This is a genomic window from Anaerococcus porci (genome assembly GCF_009696575.1).
Lineage (GTDB): Bacteria > Bacillota > Clostridia > Tissierellales > Peptoniphilaceae > Anaerococcus > Anaerococcus porci.
This window is the reverse complement of the sequence record NZ_VULQ01000001.1, coordinates 290,501-307,805: the sequence shown is the minus strand read 5'-3', so window position 1 is coordinate 307,805 and position 17,305 is coordinate 290,501. Positions and strand designations below refer to the sequence as shown.

The 17,305-nt window shown below is 29.5% G+C and carries 16 protein-coding genes; 14 read left to right on the top strand and 2 right to left on the bottom strand.

Features of this window, described 5'->3' with window-relative positions; translation table 11 throughout:
- Positions 1-369: 369 nt before the first annotated feature.
- The 14 genes from FYJ26_RS01520 (at position 370) to FYJ26_RS01465 (ending at position 13,746) form a co-directional block, all read left to right on the top strand.
- Positions 370-963, top strand: a complete 594-nt coding sequence (locus tag FYJ26_RS01520) for a TetR/AcrR family transcriptional regulator (RefSeq protein ID WP_154538962.1) — start codon at positions 370-372, stop codon at positions 961-963.
- A 20-nt stretch (positions 964-983) separates the two neighbouring features.
- Positions 984-1,916: an ABC transporter permease gene (locus FYJ26_RS01515; RefSeq protein ID WP_154538961.1), complete on the top strand. Its 933-nt coding sequence runs from the start codon at positions 984-986 to the stop codon at positions 1,914-1,916.
- Complete coding sequence (locus FYJ26_RS01510) at positions 1,916-2,692, top strand: ABC transporter permease (RefSeq protein ID WP_154538960.1); 777 nt, start codon at positions 1,916-1,918, stop codon at positions 2,690-2,692. Before FYJ26_RS01515 ends, FYJ26_RS01510 begins: the two co-directional genes overlap by 1 nt.
- 4 nt (positions 2,693-2,696) lie before the next feature.
- The gene (locus FYJ26_RS01505) at positions 2,697-3,479 is read left to right on the top strand and encodes an ATP-binding cassette domain-containing protein (RefSeq protein ID WP_154538959.1); all 783 of its coding nucleotides are present in this window, start codon (positions 2,697-2,699) and stop codon (positions 3,477-3,479) included.
- Positions 3,467-4,171, top strand: coding sequence for an ATP-binding cassette domain-containing protein (locus FYJ26_RS01500; RefSeq protein WP_154538970.1), 705 nt, complete (start codon positions 3,467-3,469; stop codon positions 4,169-4,171). Before FYJ26_RS01505 ends, FYJ26_RS01500 begins: the two co-directional genes overlap by 13 nt.
- A gap of 2 nt (positions 4,172-4,173) precedes the next feature.
- Positions 4,174-5,817, top strand: coding sequence for an ABC transporter substrate-binding protein (locus tag FYJ26_RS01495; protein ID WP_154538958.1), 1,644 nt, complete (start codon positions 4,174-4,176; stop codon positions 5,815-5,817).
- Positions 5,818-5,892: 75 nt separating this feature from the next.
- A complete protein-coding gene (locus FYJ26_RS10965; RefSeq protein ID WP_229771193.1) occupies positions 5,893-6,240 on the top strand; it encodes an esterase/lipase family protein in 348 nt (115 codons plus the stop codon).
- Entirely contained in the window at positions 6,197-6,526 is a 330-nt protein-coding gene (locus FYJ26_RS10960) for an alpha/beta fold hydrolase (RefSeq protein WP_229771192.1), read from the top strand. Before FYJ26_RS10965 ends, FYJ26_RS10960 begins: the two co-directional genes overlap by 44 nt.
- Before the next feature lie 12 nt (positions 6,527-6,538).
- On the top strand, positions 6,539-8,269 hold the full coding sequence (locus FYJ26_RS01485) for an ABC transporter ATP-binding protein (RefSeq protein WP_154538957.1): 1,731 nt from the start codon (positions 6,539-6,541) through the stop codon (positions 8,267-8,269).
- 307 nt (positions 8,270-8,576) lie between these two features.
- Positions 8,577-8,714, top strand: coding sequence for a hypothetical protein (locus FYJ26_RS10765; protein WP_195837832.1), 138 nt, complete (start codon positions 8,577-8,579; stop codon positions 8,712-8,714).
- Positions 8,715-8,769: 55 nt separating this feature from the next.
- Positions 8,770-10,554 (top strand): recombinase family protein, encoded by a 1,785-nt coding sequence (locus FYJ26_RS01480; RefSeq protein ID WP_154538956.1) that lies wholly within the window; start codon positions 8,770-8,772, stop codon positions 10,552-10,554.
- 354 nt (positions 10,555-10,908) lie between these two features.
- Entirely contained in the window at positions 10,909-11,118 is a 210-nt protein-coding gene (locus tag FYJ26_RS01475; RefSeq protein WP_154538955.1) for a hypothetical protein, read from the top strand.
- Between the two features lie 224 nt (positions 11,119-11,342).
- Positions 11,343-12,236 (top strand): arginase, encoded by an 894-nt coding sequence (gene rocF / locus FYJ26_RS01470; protein ID WP_154538954.1) that lies wholly within the window; start codon positions 11,343-11,345, stop codon positions 12,234-12,236.
- Between the two features lie 37 nt (positions 12,237-12,273).
- Entirely contained in the window at positions 12,274-13,746 is a 1,473-nt protein-coding gene (locus tag FYJ26_RS01465) for a hypothetical protein (protein ID WP_154538953.1), read from the top strand.
- A 364-nt stretch (positions 13,747-14,110) separates the two neighbouring features.
- On the opposite strand, the gene FYJ26_RS01460 is transcribed toward FYJ26_RS01465, so the two are convergent.
- Together FYJ26_RS01460 and FYJ26_RS01455 are read right to left on the bottom strand one after the other, a co-directional pair.
- Complete coding sequence (locus FYJ26_RS01460; RefSeq protein WP_154538952.1) at positions 14,111-16,609, bottom strand: ABC transporter permease; 2,499 nt, start codon at positions 16,607-16,609, stop codon at positions 14,111-14,113.
- On the bottom strand, positions 16,596-17,285 hold the full coding sequence (locus FYJ26_RS01455; protein ID WP_154538951.1) for an ABC transporter ATP-binding protein: 690 nt from the start codon (positions 17,283-17,285) through the stop codon (positions 16,596-16,598). Before FYJ26_RS01455 ends, FYJ26_RS01460 begins: the two co-directional genes overlap by 14 nt.
- Positions 17,286-17,305 lie beyond the last annotated feature (20 nt).

Sequence of the window (17,305 nt, the reverse complement as noted above, 5' to 3'; positions counted from 1 at the left end):
CAAAAACTAATTCGAGAAAAAAGTAAGTTAGTCGCATAAATTTTTAAAAGTGTTGCCTCAAAAAATGAAAGTATATGAGGCTTGTTTGCTATGCACATTTTTAAGTTTTGTGACTTGAAAAAATTTTTAAAAATAACTATTGACTTCCTTAGTTGGTCTATTAAAGTTATAAGCGTTAAGCGTGTATTAAGTTTAATTAATTATACCGTATTTAAAGAAATTAATAAAGAAGTATAAAGGGCGTTCAAGCAAATATCTTAAATAAGATTACTAAATTTAAAATAATCCATGTATTGAAATTAATTATCAAATGAGTTACAATAAAACTGACGGTAGCGTCGGAATTATTTATTGACAGGAGATAAAGTTTTGAATGATAAAAAATTGAAAGTTGGAGAAAAAAAGAAGTTAGAAATTCTGGAAGCGGCAAAAAAATGTTTCTTAGAAAAGGGTTTCCAAAATACAACTATGGAAGATGTTATAGAAAAAGTCAGTTTAAGTAAAGGTGGTGTTTACTATCATTATGGCTCAACCTATGAAATGATTTATGATTTTATGAAATCAGGTATCAAATATAGAGGAGAAAAAAACAAAACTATCGACACATCTAAGTTAACGAGTTTAGACGCAATTACTGAGATGATGATGGAAAGAATTTATGATGAAAATGAATTTAAAAGCATATATGCAATTTTTTTGAAACTACAAAATGAAGATAAAAGATTGTGTGAAATGTTTAAAAATTTAAAAGAAACAAACACAGAAATTTTATCGTCTGCATTTCCTCCAAACGATAAGCTCTCATCTATTTTTGAAGATGAGTTTTTAGTGACCTTTGTAAATACTTTGATTTTAGGATATGAAAGTTTAAATCAAAAAGAAATTTTTATTGAAAATAAAGAAACAATCAAAAAGATGTTAGAAAAATATTTGAAAAATAAATTCCCTGAATTATTAGGCTGATCTTAAATTATGGTATAAAAATGAATACAAAAAAGACATTTTTAAAAAAATTTTATGAGCTAATAATGACATTATTAATTGTTAGTGTTTTATCATTTGTTTTAATGAAATTATCTCCCGTCGATCCGGCCACTGCATATGCTAAAAGACATATCGGAAGTCCATCACCTGAGCAAATTGAAGAAGTAAGAATAAGATTTGGTTTTGATAAACCTCTATATGAACAATATTTTAACTGGATTAAAAATCTTTTTTCTCTAGACTTAGGACAGTCTTTAAGCAATGGTAAACCAGTCTGGGATAATATAATGTTGGCTTTGCCAAAAACTTTATCTGTTGTTTTCTTTTCCGCAATATTGCAGGTAATTTTAGTATTATCTTTGGGATGTATTGCTTTCTTATGGAAGAGCAAGATAATCAATAAGCTTATAAATCTTTTATGCCTTATTGGTGTTTCAATTCCTAGCTTTTATATTGCTATTATCTTACTTGATATATTTGCAGTAAAGTGGGATTTGCTATCAGTAGCAGGTAATATTGGCATTACAAATTATCTACTTCCTGCAATAACTTTAGGGATATTTGGGGCTTCTTTTTATTATCCACTATTTAAAGATGCTTTAGACAAAGAGAATGGTGAATATTATATTATGTTTTTTAGAGCAAATGGTCTAAAGGAATTTACTTTGTTCGTGAAACATATATTGCCAAACTCGATAGTAAAGTTAATTCCAAATTTCTTTCAGAGTATTGGACTTATGATTGCAAATGTGGCAATAGTTGAGGGAGTTTTTTCTATTCCAGGATTTGGATATTTGATTGTAAATTCTGTAATAAATCGTGATGCAACGATGATTCATGGGTTGGTTTTCTTTTTAGCATTATTTATTGCACTTGCTAATATAATATCAGATTTGATAAACGATCTTTTGATAAAGGAAAGGGGAGATTAATGAAAATAAACAAAAGGACATTATTTCCTTTCCTAGTGATTTTATTTATATTTCTTGGAAGTTTTTTTGCCCCTAATGATCCCCTAGAAGTTAATCTTCCCCTTAGATTTGCAAATCCAAGTTCTAAGTATCTTTTGGGAAATGATAGCATGGGCAGGTGCGTTTTATCGAGAATACTGTTCGGGGGGAAAACTACATTATTTATGGTTATGACGGCATCAATTATTGTTTTTACTTTAGGTTTGCTTTTAGGAACACTAACGTCAAAAGTTACCATGAAAAAGAATGTAGTAGTAGATTCGATTATTAATGCTGTAACGGCTATACCACCAATTGCTTATTTAATCATATTTATAGCATCTTGGGGAAATGGAATAAAAACTACATTAATCGCTTTGGTTGTTTCATATATATTGAGATTTTTAAGACTTGTTAGAACTCAAATAAATATTGAATACGATAAAGCTTATTGCACTTGCATGATTTCACTTGGTGCTTCAAAGACTAGGTTGGTTCTAGTTCATATACTACCAAATATATTATTAGATTTAGTTCATTATATTTGTTTGTCCTGTGCGGATATGATTTTAGCAATTACTGGTTTTTCATTTATAGGAATTGGACTTGGAGAAAATGTTGTGGAGTGGGGTTCTATGATTTTAGAAGCGAGAGATTCAATATTTATTAAGCCAGAACTCATAATTTACCCGATTTTTGCAGTTTTTATTACTACAATGTCTTTTAATATTATTGCAAAAGAAGCGAATAGAAGGTGAAGATATGATTTTGGTTAATCAATTACAAGTTACAGATAAAAAAGGAAACAATCTTTTAAATAATATTTCTCTTAGAATTCCTATGGGAAAAATTATTGGTCTCACTGGACCCAGTGGTGCTGGGAAGACTACATTAGTAAACACAATACTTGGGATTTTATCAGAGGATTTAAAAGTAAGTTCTGGAACTATTACTATAGATGATTTCGATATATTGGAAAAAGATAATATCAATAGCAACAATAGAAACATCGCTTTTATTCCTCAACTTCCCATGATTTCTTTTGACAAAAGAAAAAAGATAAAAAGTCAAATGGTTGAAATATATATTGCTAATCTTAATATAAATAAATCAGAAGCATTAAGTATAGCAAAAGATAAGCTCAAAAGCGTCAATCTTGAATATGAAAGAGTTTTAGATTCATATCCAACTGAACTCTCTGGAGGCATGATTCAGCGTGTGATTTTAGCGATATCTATGGGACTAAATACTGATTATATAATTGCTGATGAACCAACATCAGCCTTAGACAATTATAACTCATCATTATTTTTTGAATTGATTAAAGCAAATTTCAAAGGCAAAGGAATTTTGTTAATAACACATGAGGCTGATATTCTTAAAAAATATAGCGATTGCATCTATGTGATAGAAAATGGATGCCTTATAGAAAAGGGGAGTAGTGAAGATATATTTGAAAGCCCTAAAGAAGAATGGACAAGAAAATTTGTTATCTGTAGTCAGAAAATATTAGATTCTGGAGGTGAATGGAAATGGACGAAATAGCTATGAGTAATGTTAGCCTTTCTTTTGAAACAGTAAAAGGGACATTTAAAGCTCTAGATCAAATTTCCTTTTCACTAAAAAGGGGAGATAACTTAAGTTTAATTGGTGAAAGTGGATCTGGTAAAAGCACCATTGCAAAAGCATTAATAGGATTAGAAAGAATAGATGAAGGATCTATACTCTATGATTCTGTAGATATCTCAAAATTAAAATTAAAAAAAATAAGGAAATATAGAAAAAATATCCAGTCTGTTTTCCAGGATACATCTGGTACTTTAAATCCTGGTATAAGCACTTTTAAAAATTTGGAAGAAGGGCTTATTAATTTAACAAACTTGTCGAAAAAGGAAAGAAAGGAAAAGGTATTATTATTTTGCGAGGATTTACATTTAAAAAAGGAAATATTAGATGTGCCCGTTCACCAACTATCTGGAGGTGAGCAAAGAAGATTGTCGCTCATAAGAGCCCTTATGGTTAATCCTGATTTTTTAATACTAGATGAGGTTACAGCTGGGCTTGACTTACTGACGATTGAAAAAGTATTAAACTTACTTTTTTATTATCAATCTAAGCATAGTATTTCTTATATTTTTATCACTCATGATATAAATCAAGCAAAAAAGATTTCAGATTATATCATAGAGATAAAGAAAGGAAAAATATTGAGAGAAGGAAAATTGCAAAGGAGATAGAAATGATCAAACTTAGAAAAAATATGATGGTTTTATTGGCACTTGTATTTAGTTTTTCAATTTTACTAGGAGGTTGCCAAAAGAATCAAGAAAAAGTACAAGAAAATTCAAATGTAGCAAGTGAAAACACAAAAGATGAAAGCAAGAAGGTTTTAACCTTATGTACTGCTAAAGAACTGACAAACCTTACGACTTTAACAATGAATAAGGAAAATAATATGGCTTGTGGTTTAATTTACGAAACCCTAGTAGCTTATGAAAACGGTGAAATTGTACCAAAACTTGCTGAAAGCTTTGAATATAAAGATGATGGCAAAACTTTAGTCTTTAAATTAAAGGATGGGGTAAAGTTTTCAGATGGTGAAGATTTTAATGCTGATGCAGTAAAAAAGATATTAGATTTTGATAAGTCTAACCCTAATTTTGCAGGCATTAGGGCTGTTGCAGAGATAAAATCAACAGAAGTTATTGATGATAATACGATTGCTGTTCACTATGAAAATCCGTCTAAATTTTATATAAATGGCTTTTGTTTCCAAAATGTATTGGGGATGCCATCTCCAAAGTCATTTACTGAGGGAAACTTTGAGACATTTAACGAAAATATAGGAACAGGTCCTTATGTATATGAAGAATTTAAATCTGGAGAATATACAAAATTTGTTAGAAATGAAAATTATCATGGGGAAAAACCTTATTATGATGAAGTTATTGTCAAATATATTCCCGATGCTTCCTCAAGACTTCAAGCCTTAAATAAGGGGGAAATAGATTTAATTTATGGAGCAGATTTAATAAATTATGATGACTTCAAAAAAGGTTCTGAAATTAAGGATGTTACTGGAGAAGTCAATAAAAATAGGACTTTGACTAAGAATCTAATTTTAAATCCAAGTAAAAAAGAATTAGAAGATTTAAAAGTTCGTCAAGCAATTAATTATGCAATTAACAAAAAAGACATTGTCGACAGTTTAACATACTCATATGAAGATGTAGCTGAAACTTTATTCCCTAAAGATGTAGCTTATTGTGATGCAAACTATCCAACTAATTATAGTTATGCTCCTGAAAAGGCAAATAGCTTGCTAGATGAAGCGGGTTGGAAACTCAATAAAGATACAGGAATTAGAGAAAAGGATGGAAGTCCATTAAAGCTTCAATATGTTTACTGGTCAGATTTAGTACTTGCTAAGGAAACTGCACTTGCAATAAAGACGCAATTAAAAGAAGTAGGTATAGATGTTGACCTAGTTGAAAAAGATCAAATGTCGTGGTGGACAGATGGTATAAAGGGAGAATTCCATTTGACAACCTGGAATACAGAGGGTTCTTATACTGAACCTCATAAGTTCTTACAAGAATCAATCACTGAAATGGATCCGCATTTGATGCCGTTAAAAGCACTTTCTGATTCAAACGTATATATTGATGCAATAAAGAAGGCTTCCACTTCTACAAACGAAGGGGAGATTAAAGATAATATACAAAAAGCTATAGTATATTCAAACGAAAACGCTATGGATTTGCCTCTTTCTTATTCAAAAGAAATGATTTTGTATAGAAATGACAAAATTGGTGGATATGACTTTACAAGTACACCTCAATTTTTCAATATTTACAGTGTAAAAGCTAAGACAAGTAAATAAGTTATAATATTTATGTAAGTCTCTTTAGAAATATTTCATTTCTAAAGAGACTATATTATAAAGGAAACATTAGCAATGAATAATATCGATATTATATTTTTACATGGCTCAATGCATGGAGCGTGGTGTTGGAATAATTTTGTTAATTACTTAAATGTTAAAGAACATAGAACATTTGCAATAGATTTTAAATGGGAAAATAGCAAAGAGATAGAAATAAAAGATTATATTGATATTTTAGACAGTACAGTAAAAAAATGTAATAACAAAGTTGTTTTGGTAGCCCATTCTATGGGAAGTTTAGTTGCTTTAAATTACGCGAAATTTAATTCAAATAAAGTCTATAAAATTATATTGATTTCACCTTTACCTATAAAAAATGTTTACAAAGTCGAGAGAAAACCTATTTTTTTCAGAAAATAGGGTAGATAATAAAGAATATTATATTAATAAACTGAGGAAAGATCCAATTAAAGCACAAATACAAGTTTTAAAAGGGTTTAAAACAAACAAAAGCATTACAAACATACCCTCACTGGTTTTAACATCTTGGAATGATAATTGTGTACCAGTTAAATTTTCAATTAGGACAGGGAAAAAATTAAAAAGTAAAATTATAGTTTTAAATGATATTTGTCATGATATGATGCTTGACAACGATTGGGAAATTGTGGCGAAAGAAATTTATGATTTTTTAATGACAAATTAAGGAAGGGGTTTTATGGAATTAATAAAACATTATGTAAGAAAAAGAAAAGGCTCATATTTTATATCCGTACTACTTGCCATAGTGGGAGTAGTTACTGGGCTTTTTTCTTATATATACATGGCAAAAATTATTGTAAATTTGATTAATGGTGCAAATGATATGAGTTTATATACTCCACTATGCATAAATATTTTAATAACATTTGTTATTAAAGAAGTGGCAGCAGGAATATCAACAAGTATTTCCCATACGGCAACCTTTAATTCATTAGGAGAAATTAGAAATGATATTTCCAAAAAATTATTTAAGATGCCACTAGGAGATGTATTATCAAGAACATCTGGAGAATTAAAAAATATTATAGTTGAGCAAGTTGATTCTATGGAAACATCCCTTGCCCACTTAGTGCCAGAATTTACTGCAAATTTAGTAGGACCTATTCTATTGTTTATTTACATGTTTACATTAGATTGGCGTTTAACTTTATTATCACTAATTCCATTTGTGGTAGGAATGGTTACCATGATGTCTGTTATGAATGCTCATTATAAGGAAATGTTTGGAAAGTCAGTTGCCATTGGTCAACATATGAATAATTCCATTGTTGAGTATATAAATGGGATAGAAGTAATAAAGACATTTAATCAAAGCGAATCATCTTATAAAAAATATGCTGATGCAGTTTATGACAATGCAAGCTTTTATTATAACTGGATGGGTGAATCTATGAATAGGGTTGCCATAGGTAGATTACTTTCTCCTATGGGAATTATTACAATCATACCCTTTGGGATTTTATTTTATATAAATGGAAGTATTGATTTAGGAAATTTAATTACCTTAATCGTCTTATCCTTTGCTACGGTTTCTAGCATTTTAAAAATCATGAACTATATGGATGATATGTCAAGAATATCAACTATAACTTCTGAAATAGGAAAGATTTTAGATTCAAGAGAGTTAGAAAATATTGACAAGGGAGAAAAAATAGAATCCTATAATATAGAACTTCAAGACGTAGACTTTTCTTACGATGGAAAAAATAAGGTTATAGATAATCTTTCTATGGAAATAAAAGAATCTTCTGTTTCAGCCCTCGTTGGTCCTTCTGGGTCAGGTAAAACAACATTTTGTAATCTCATAGCGAGATTTTGGGATGTAAATTCTGGTGAAATATTAATAGGTGGAAAAAATATTAAGGATTATAAGATAGAAAATCTTATGAATTCAATTTCCATGGTCTTTCAAGATGTATATTTATTTGAAGATTCTATTGAAAATAATATAAAATTTGGAAGACAAAATGCAAGCCATGAAGAAGTTATAGAAGCTGCAAAAAAAGCAAGATGTCATGAATTTATAGAAGCTTTACCAGAAGGATATAACACTATCATCGGAGAAGGTGGAGCAAGTCTTTCAGGTGGAGAAAAACAAAGAATTTCCATAGCCAGAGCCATGCTAAAAGATGCAGACATAATTATCTTTGATGAGGCAACTGCAAATATAGATCCAGAAAATGAAGATAAATTAAAAGAAGCAATAGAATCATTAACAAAAAACAAAACAGTAATTATGATTGCCCATAGACTAAAAACCATTAGAAATGCAGATCAGATTCTAGTCTTAAAAGATGGAGAAATAGTAGAACGTGGAAATCATGAAAAATTGATTGAAAATAATGGACTTTATTCTGACCTTATAAATGCAAAGGCTAAGGCAGAATCATGGAAATTAAATAATTGATAGGAAGAAAGATTTAAAGTCTTTGAATAGGAAAATTTAGATTAGAGGATTTATGCCTATGTGCATAAGTCCTCTTTTTATGTTCAAATTAATCTTTAAAACTCAAAAATACTATGGAAAAATAAAAATTCTGGTTACCAAAGAGGACAAATTTCACTATATAAAGTGAGGGGTATTTTGTCATCTTTCTATAAAAATCAAAATACTTTGAAGTGTGAATATTATTGAAGTTGCTTATGTGGAATTAGCACATTTCAGATTTAATCCACTTATCAAGGTAAAAAAATCAACTTACATAGGAGGTAAAATGCAAGCAATAAAGGTTTATAGTATGAGAGTTGCTATTTTATGTAGACTTTATGATCTTAAATTAATTAATGATAAGGAATATACAAAAATTAAGAACAGATTAGAAAATGATTATAAGAAGAGAGATAGAAAGTAGTTAATTTTGTGATATAATAACACTGTAGAAAGATACAAAATGGGAAGGAGGTAAAATGAATACTAAAGTAAAAGTAATAAAAGCTTCAAATACTGGAGCAAGAAATAGAAATTCAATACATTTAGATTTAAAACGTGTTGCAGCATATTGTAGAGTAAGTACAGATAGCAAAGACCAACTTGAATCATATAAATCGCAAGTTGATTATTATACAAATCTAATAAAAAATAATAAGAGTTGGACTTTGGCTGGTATATATGCAGATGAAGCAACCACAGGAACAACTGCAACTAAAAGAGCTGATTTTATAAGACTAATAAGTGATTGTCAAAATGGAGATATAGACATGATAATTACTAAATCTATATCAAGATTTGCTAGAAATACATTAGATACCTTAAAGTATGTAAGACTATTAAAGGAAAACAATGTTGGTGTAGTATTTGAAGAAGAAAATATAGATACTTTGACAATGGATGGAGAGCTATTACTAACAATATTAAGTTCAGTAGCTCAACAAGAAGTAGAAAATACCTCAGCCCATGTGAAAAAAGGACTGAAAATTAAAATGGAAAAGGGGGAGCTTATTGGTTTTCAAAGTTGTCTTGGATACGATTATGACCCTACAACAAAAAGTATCTCTATAAATGAAGAAGCAGCCAAAATTGTTAGGTATATCTTTAAAAGATATTTAGAGGGCAATGGTGGCTCAGTCATTGGCAGGGAACTAGAAGAACAAGGATATCTCACCCCGAGAGGTAAAACAAAATGGTCTGACACTACAGTGTTAGGAGTAATTAAAAATGAAAAGTATATTGGCGATATACTAATGGGAAAGACCTTCACAGTTGATCCCATAACAAAAAGAAGACTAGCAAACTTTGGTGAATCTGATAAATACCACATTGAAAATCATCACGAGCCAATTATATCAAGAGAAGACTTTGAAAAGGCACAGGAGATTAGACTCAGGAGAGCACAAAACAGAAACGCCATTGCTAATAAGGATAGAAAAAGAGAGAAACTATCAAGACAATACGCTTTTTCAAGTATGCTGGAATGTGGATTTTGTGGTGAAATACTTTCAAGAAGAACATGGCACACTAGTTCAATTTATAAAAAAATTAACTGGCAATGTGTAAAATCAACAAAAAAAGGTAAGAAATATTGTCCTCATTCAAAGGGAATACAAGAAGCGGCAATAGAAAAAGCTTTTGTTGAAAGCTATAGGCAATTATGCCATGCAGATTCAACAGTAATAGATGACTTTTTAAAAATTGTTGAAGAAGAAATAAATGATAATACTTTAGTCAAGGATCTGAAAAAGATAGAAAATCATTTAAATAGAATCATTAGTCAAGAAAGAAAGTTAGTTGATCTTCATTTAGAAGATAGTATAGACGAAGAAGTTTATGTTAAAAAGTATAAAAAACTTATGAAACAAAAAGAAGAATTACTTGATGAAAAGAAAACACTGGAACTAACAATAAAAGATGAAAACTCTATTAAAGAAAGATTAAAGCAATTTAAAAAGGTGTTAGAAAATAAAGAAATTATAGAGGAATTTAACAGAACAGTATTTGAAAGCATAGTTGATAAAGTTGTGGTGGGTAGAATTGACAAAGACGGAACAGTTCATCCATATGACTTAACATTCTATTTCAAAACAGGAATTAAAGATAGTCAAGATTCTAATAAATTCAAAGATAAAAGAAAAAATGCCAAAGACAATGACATTAACAAATTGTGTTCCTACAAGAATGACGAGGATAAAAAATTATGTTCCCAATCAAAAGACAACGCACGTCGAGGCTCTAGCATTGATGACAAGAGAAAATGAGTAAGGAGTCTTTGAAGGGCTTGAAATCAATAGGTTTATGATTTTTAGGTTGGGTAATGAGATAATAATTTTATTGAAATTAGCGTTCAAAAATATCTCCCGAATACTTGCTTGTAGCGACACCATGAATATTCTGAAAGGGTCGTGTCATCACTTTGGATATTTGGTAGGTCGTGTAAACGGTATGGATGAGGTGACGGATAAGACAAATTTGAATTTTTGAGAGGGAGTTAGATAATGGATTGGATAATTATAATAGCACTATTGATTATATATATTTCATTTAGTGAGGAAATAAAAAAAATTATTAAAATATTAAAAAAAAGTGAAAGAAGAAATCAGGAGGGAAAAGGAATGTCGATAGTAATTCAAGGGTTAAAAAATAATAAATGTAAGATAAATACAGATGAAGCTTTAACATTGGTTGGAAGTACATCAATTACAGGCATTGTAATAGACTCAGATGAGGAATGGATAAAACTTGAATATATTGATAAAAATAAAGATAAAAATATAGCTGTTTTTAGGATAGATTCAATAGATACAATTTTACTTGTCGATTGAATAAGAGTTTAGAGGATAGTATTATGTGGTATATTTTAGGAATTGGAGCAATTATTACAGACATTTTAAATGTTGTATAGTTATTCCAGAACAAAGAATTAAAATGGTTTAGATTTACAAGTCTGTCTTTAACAGCTTTAACTTTATGTGCTTTTTACTCAGATGGAGCACGTAGAAGCAGTGACACTTTTAAAAAGAAAATAATAGCAGAAAAGAAGGTTAAGATGAAAGATAATATATCCGTATTGGGAATCCCAATTGATTTGGGAGCTAGCACTATTGGAACAAGATTGGGTCCAGATTCTATAAGACTAACAGGTTTATTAGAGGAACTTTTGGATATGGGCCTTGATATTTATGATTTTGGTAATATTGATATAAAAAATTCAAATAAAAAGATAAAATTTCCATCAAATATGACAAATGAAGATAGGCTACTTCCTTCTCTTTCACATATAAATGAAGAGGTGGAAAAAATCTACCAAAGACAGTCTTTTCCATTGATATTAGGAGGAGACCACTCTTTGGTCCTTCCAAGCTTTAAGGCGTTTTTAAAGAAATACAAGAATCCTGGACTCATATATATAGATGCCCATGCAGATATAAACACTGAAAAATCATCACCAACAGGTAATGTTCATGGTATGCCTGTTGCAGCGCTTATGGGTCTTTGTTCTAATAAGTTGAATAATATAGGTGGAAGCTATAAATTAAATCCTCAAAATCTTGTCTACATTGCTATAAGAGATATAGATAAGGGAGAAGAGCTAATAATAAAAGAAAAAAATATAAAATATTTTTCAATGGCTGATGTATATAAATATGGTATAGAAGAAATAGTAAGGAAGTCTATGGTTTATCTTGGAAATCTTTCATCTATTTACCTATCATTTGATATAGACTCCATGGATTGTGATATAGCACCAGGTACTGGAGTTCCTGTCAGGGGAGGGTTAAACTATAATCAAGCAAGACTTATCCTATCTCTTTTTGGAAAAGAAGAAAAGATAAAGGGATTTGAATTAGTAGAGGTAAACCCTAGTCTTGATGATAAAAACAAAACTTCAGAAATTGCAAAAGAATTAATACTTGCTTTTTTCGGTAAGTCTTTTATATAATTAATTATCATAATTAAATTAATTAATTGGAGGCAATATGGAAAAGGAACTATTATTTAGAAGGCAATTTATAATTGGAAAAAATATTGATAATAAACTAAACTGGAATAAGACACAACTTTCAAATGAGCTTGTACTATATAATCATAAAGACTTAAATATTGAAATTGAAGAAAATGATGAAACAAAATTTATACTTTTAGGATTCGCTGTTGATCCAGATCATATCAGCTGGTCAAATAGTGATATTATAAAAAATATAGCTAAAAAATCAAGAAACTTTAAATCGATGGCTGAACTTACTATTAATCTTGGAGGAAGATGGTTAATTATTTTTGATAGGGATAATGAATTAAAAATATTAACTGATCCTGCTTCATTAAGACGATTATTCTATACTAAAAACAATGAATTGTTAATAGGTTCTAGCATTGCTATAATTAATTATTATAAAGAACAAAATTTATCAAAGGATCCAAAACTTCTAAAATTTATTAATTCAAAATTTTATAGAATAAACGAAGATGAATGGTATATAGATGGAACTATTTATGATAATATTTTTAAAGTTTTACCTAATACCTACCTAGACGTTATAAAAAGAAAGACTTTTAGATTTTGGATAGATATTGACAAGACCGGATATGAAGAAAACATTAAAAGGGTAGCTGATATATTAGTTAATGAAATTAAGGCTTTATATTCTAGGACAGATAATGTATTTTTATCTATATCCTCAGGGCTAGATTCAAGAATTATGTTAGGTGCAATCCATAAGGCAAATTTAGACATTAAGGCCTTTGTATCTACTATGAATTTTCTTACTGAAAAAAGTTCTGATGTCTATATACCTAAGAAAATTTTATCTGACTATGGTGAAGAATTAATAATTTTAAATAATTTAGAAGAATTAAGAGAAGATTTTTTAGATATATATGAACGTAGTATTGAAAGCGCTAGAAAGTTACCTAAAAACTTAACTATTCAAGCCATATATGATAGGTTTGATAATCCATATATCATAACAGGAAATGTTGCCGAAGTAATAGCACATGATTTTGATAAAGACGATGCAAAAGATGGTGCAGAACTTTCAAAATTAATTGGCATACCTAAAGATATTGATTATTTTAATAAATATCTTGATCAATGGCTTGATAGCATAAAGCCATTATTAGAAGAACATGAAGATATAATACCAATGAAGTTATTTAGATGGGAAATAATTACTGGTAATTGGGGAACATTATATCAAGCTGAGTCTGATATAGCTAATGAAGAATTTCCTCCATTCAATAATAGAGAAATTTTTCTAAGATTTTGGCAAGCATCTCTAGAAAAAAATTGTGGTAAACATGAAGTATATATAGATGTACTAAAATTGTTGGATGAAAAACTACTAAATTATCCAATAAACCCATTAAATAGAAAAGAAAAAATAACAAAGTTTTTAAAGAATAATATTTCGCATACTAATTATATGAGATTAAGAAATTTACTAAAAAGTTAATAAAAATTATAAGTATTCATAGAAAGCAAATATTAGAAATAGAAATCTATAATGAAACTTATCTAAAAGTTTTAACTATAATATTAATTTATGATGAAAAGAAATTAAATTTAGTATTCAAATAGGGGATTGAAATAACTTTTAATAGACAAAAATTTTTTGAGAGATTAGCTTTATAAAAACTGATTTTAAGAGTATTTATAAAAATTAAGGTCTCTTGCAGAATGAATTAATCCCTGCATCAGTACAAGCTCCTTCACGACAATTTGGATTTCTTGAGTGTTAGACTACTTTCAAATTGTCTATGAGTAACTTGTAATGATGCAAGGTTAGAAATTCATAATTTTCAATAATCCCTTAATTTTTAGGTATCTTTAAAAGATTTATTTGAATTATCTCTCATTATTTTTAACCCACTGCTTATTGCAAGTATAATTCCAAAGATTATTAATATAAATATTATTAAAATTGGAAGATAGTTTATATTTAAGATAAGCTCTTTTATTGCAAAGGATAAGTTATAATCACTTCTATATGCTCTTGCGGTTATTCCTGCAAAAAACATCAGGATATAAGCTAGTAAAATATTTACGAATAAGCTCTTTCCTTCTAAGAAGACCATCTTTCTCATTTGCTTTTCTGTCATACCTGTAGTCGATAAAAGCTTGAAATCAGTACTTCTCGCTCTAAGATTTCCCTTGAAACTATTGTAGGCGTTAGAAAGAGCGATGGTTATAAGAATAATTTGGATGGCTAAATTCAATAAACCTGTATTTCTTCTCTCTTCTTTATCCATGGCTGCCTTTACAATATCTGTGGTAGTGTCGTGGTCTGACTTTGAAACATAGGTGGAAATCACATTTTCAGCTTCTCCAAAGACTTTGTCTTTATTATTTTCCACTTTAAATTTTACAGAGTAATAGTAAACGGGGTTTGACTTATCTATTCCATATTTTTCTACAAATTCTTTAAAATTACTTTCGCCGGTAAATATGGCTATCTCATTACTATCGTATGCTTCTAAATCATAGGGCATTTCATCTATTGTTCCATCTATCTTCACCGGCATTGACTCCGCATACTTATTATAGTATCTTAAGGAAACTTCTCCGTTTTTCTTATCAGAGATATTTATATATTCCTTAAAGGCATAAGGCGTCTTGTTCTCTTTTGCTATTTTATTAAGCAATATATAAGAGGCTTTTGAAAGATTATTTTCTTTTAAAAGCTTTTCAAAATCCGCGTCTGTCAAGGTGTATATCCTTGCATATAATTTGTCTTTCGTTTTTTTACCGCTATCTAACGATTCTTTTAAATCCTTAGAAATAAAATCTTTATTGTCATCTACATAAAACTTTGTATCATTTTTTTGATAGATGTGCAATTGATCTATGCCTTTGACTTTTTCCAAATCCTTCACAAGATTTTTATCCAAAAAATCGCCTCTATAAATACTAGATTTAAAATTATAAGGACTTTTGTAGTTGTTATATTTTTCATTTAAGTGTCTATAAGATTGGCCGACTAAAAATATCGTTAAGACAAAGGCTGAAAGCGCCATTGAAAATACAATAATTTTATAAGTTGACCTATAAGATCTATAATAATCTTTTGCAAGAGTTTTTTCTATTGGACCATTTATTTTTGACTTGCCCAATTTAATATTTTTTTCTGTAATTCCATTTAACCCTTCAATAATTTTTAATTTTGAACTTCTTTTTGCCGGCATTTTTGCTGAGAGATAAACCATTAACAGCGATAGTAAAATAACGATTATAATAGATCCTACCCTTGGAAATATAAAATGGAAGCTTTGAGATTTTACGATTTCCCCCAAAATGTTAGATATATTTTTATATGAGATGGCATTGTTAAGCCACATTAAATACATAAGTAGGTTAGCAAAAGCCCAAGACAGAATTATTCCAAGTGCTATTGGAAGAGTCGAAAGTTTTAGTGCTTTGAGCCTAACCATTTTTTTAACCTGTCTTTTCGTCATACCTACACTTTTTAATAGGGCAATCTCGCGCAAATCTCTATTATTCCAAACATTAAAAGCACCATATATGATAAAGGCAAAAAGTATGCAAAGAAGGATGGCGGCTCCATATTTCTCAATTGCTGAACTCACTACATTTTTAGGAGGTATAACACCATTTGGATAGACCATCTTATATTCCAAAATATCTTTATTATAAAATAATCTCCCAATGTCCAAGGCATGCTTTTCGTCTATATTCATCTCAGATAAAATCTCTCTAGTCTTAGTATAAGTGTCCCTTAAATTTTTAAACCAGATCTGTGCTTCAAGTCCACAGCCGTCCTTGAAGAAGTCTTCCTTTTTATCACTGGCAGCAAGACCTATAAGCAGAGATTCTTCGAAGGAGTGCTCGAAGTCATCGTAAATGCCAACTATAGTATAGGTCTTTTCCTTGAGTTTGATTTCTGAGCCTAAATGGTACTGTTTATTTTTTATTAAAAACTCTCCCGGAACTAAAAGCTCATTTGTATTTTCCGGCATTCTTCCTCTTTTTACCTCATAGCCTAATAGACTACTTTTATCCCCATTCTCATAAATAGTCGCATTTAAATCTGTCTTTATAGCTTTGTTGAAAGAAATTTTTTCTATATCCTTATCGCTTTTTAATCTGTCATAGAATTTTTCATCAACTTCTGTTATTGAAACGTGATAGGTACCAAACGTTTTCTTTACATAATTATACTGATCAAGTCTTAGAGAATCATAAATAAAAATAATGGTCCCTAAAAGTATAACAGCCAATAGAATTGAAATTTTAATAGCTAAGGTATCTTTTTTGTTGTTTTTTACTGCTGCATCGGCAAGATCATTAATGATTTTCATAAGACTCATCTCCTAAGAAATTTAATCTGCCATCCACCATCTTATAAACTTTATTGCAAGAATTTGCAACTTTTTCATCGTGAGTTATTATCATGATCGTGGAATTTAATCTTTTGTTTACAAGTCTAAAGAGTCCCGTAATTTCTTCTGAATTTCTTCTATCTAAATTACCTGTGGGCTCATCTGCTAAAATTATAGCTGGTCTTGTAACAAGACTTCTGGCAATGGCAACCCTCTGTTGCTCGCCACCAGATAATTGTTTCGGATATCTGTCGAGTTTATCCTCAATTCCTAAAAGTGATAAAATCTCTTTGAAATATTCTTCATCTACTTTCTTATTATCTAGTAAAAGAGGAAGTAATATATTCTTTCTAATATTAATATTGGGAATTAAGTTAAAAAATTGATAAACGACGCCAATATTTCTCCTGCGAAATACGGTCATTTCGTCTTTATTGAGTTTGGTAATATTTTTATCCTGAATAAAGATATCTCCACTAGTAGGATTATCTACTCCTGCAAGAAGATGAAGTAAAGTAGATTTTCCCGAACCACTATCTCCAATAATTGCTACTAGATCCCCTTTTTCCATTGTAAAATTCACATTTGAAAGAGCCTTTACTTCTACTCCATTATTATATGTCCTTGATAAATCTACAGTTTTAACTATATTCATATTGTCCCTCCTTAATCTTA

Coding starts and splice junctions, on each gene's coding strand:
- FYJ26_RS10965 (WP_229771193.1), top strand. CDS start 5,893: ATGAATAATATCGATATTATATTTTTACATGGCTCAATGCATGGAGCG.
- FYJ26_RS01480 (WP_154538956.1), top strand. CDS start 8,770: ATGAATACTAAAGTAAAAGTAATAAAAGCTTCAAATACTGGAGCAAGA.
- FYJ26_RS01500 (WP_154538970.1), top strand. CDS start 3,467: ATGGACGAAATAGCTATGAGTAATGTTAGCCTTTCTTTTGAAACAGTA.
- rocF (WP_154538954.1), top strand. CDS start 11,343: ATGAAAGATAATATATCCGTATTGGGAATCCCAATTGATTTGGGAGCT.
- FYJ26_RS01465 (WP_154538953.1), top strand. CDS start 12,274: ATGGAAAAGGAACTATTATTTAGAAGGCAATTTATAATTGGAAAAAAT.
- FYJ26_RS01510 (WP_154538960.1), top strand. CDS start 1,916: ATGAAAATAAACAAAAGGACATTATTTCCTTTCCTAGTGATTTTATTT.
- FYJ26_RS01455 (WP_154538951.1), bottom strand. CDS start 17,285: ATGAATATAGTTAAAACTGTAGATTTATCAAGGACATATAATAATGGA.
- FYJ26_RS01495 (WP_154538958.1), top strand. CDS start 4,174: ATGATCAAACTTAGAAAAAATATGATGGTTTTATTGGCACTTGTATTT.
- FYJ26_RS01515 (WP_154538961.1), top strand. CDS start 984: ATGAATACAAAAAAGACATTTTTAAAAAAATTTTATGAGCTAATAATG.
- FYJ26_RS10765 (WP_195837832.1), top strand. CDS start 8,577: ATGCAAGCAATAAAGGTTTATAGTATGAGAGTTGCTATTTTATGTAGA.
- FYJ26_RS01475 (WP_154538955.1), top strand. CDS start 10,909: ATGTCGATAGTAATTCAAGGGTTAAAAAATAATAAATGTAAGATAAAT.
- FYJ26_RS01485 (WP_154538957.1), top strand. CDS start 6,539: ATGGAATTAATAAAACATTATGTAAGAAAAAGAAAAGGCTCATATTTT.
- FYJ26_RS01460 (WP_154538952.1), bottom strand. CDS start 16,609: ATGAAAATCATTAATGATCTTGCCGATGCAGCAGTAAAAAACAACAAA.
- FYJ26_RS01505 (WP_154538959.1), top strand. CDS start 2,697: ATGATTTTGGTTAATCAATTACAAGTTACAGATAAAAAAGGAAACAAT.
- FYJ26_RS10960 (WP_229771192.1), top strand. CDS start 6,197: ATGTTTACAAAGTCGAGAGAAAACCTATTTTTTTCAGAAAATAGGGTA.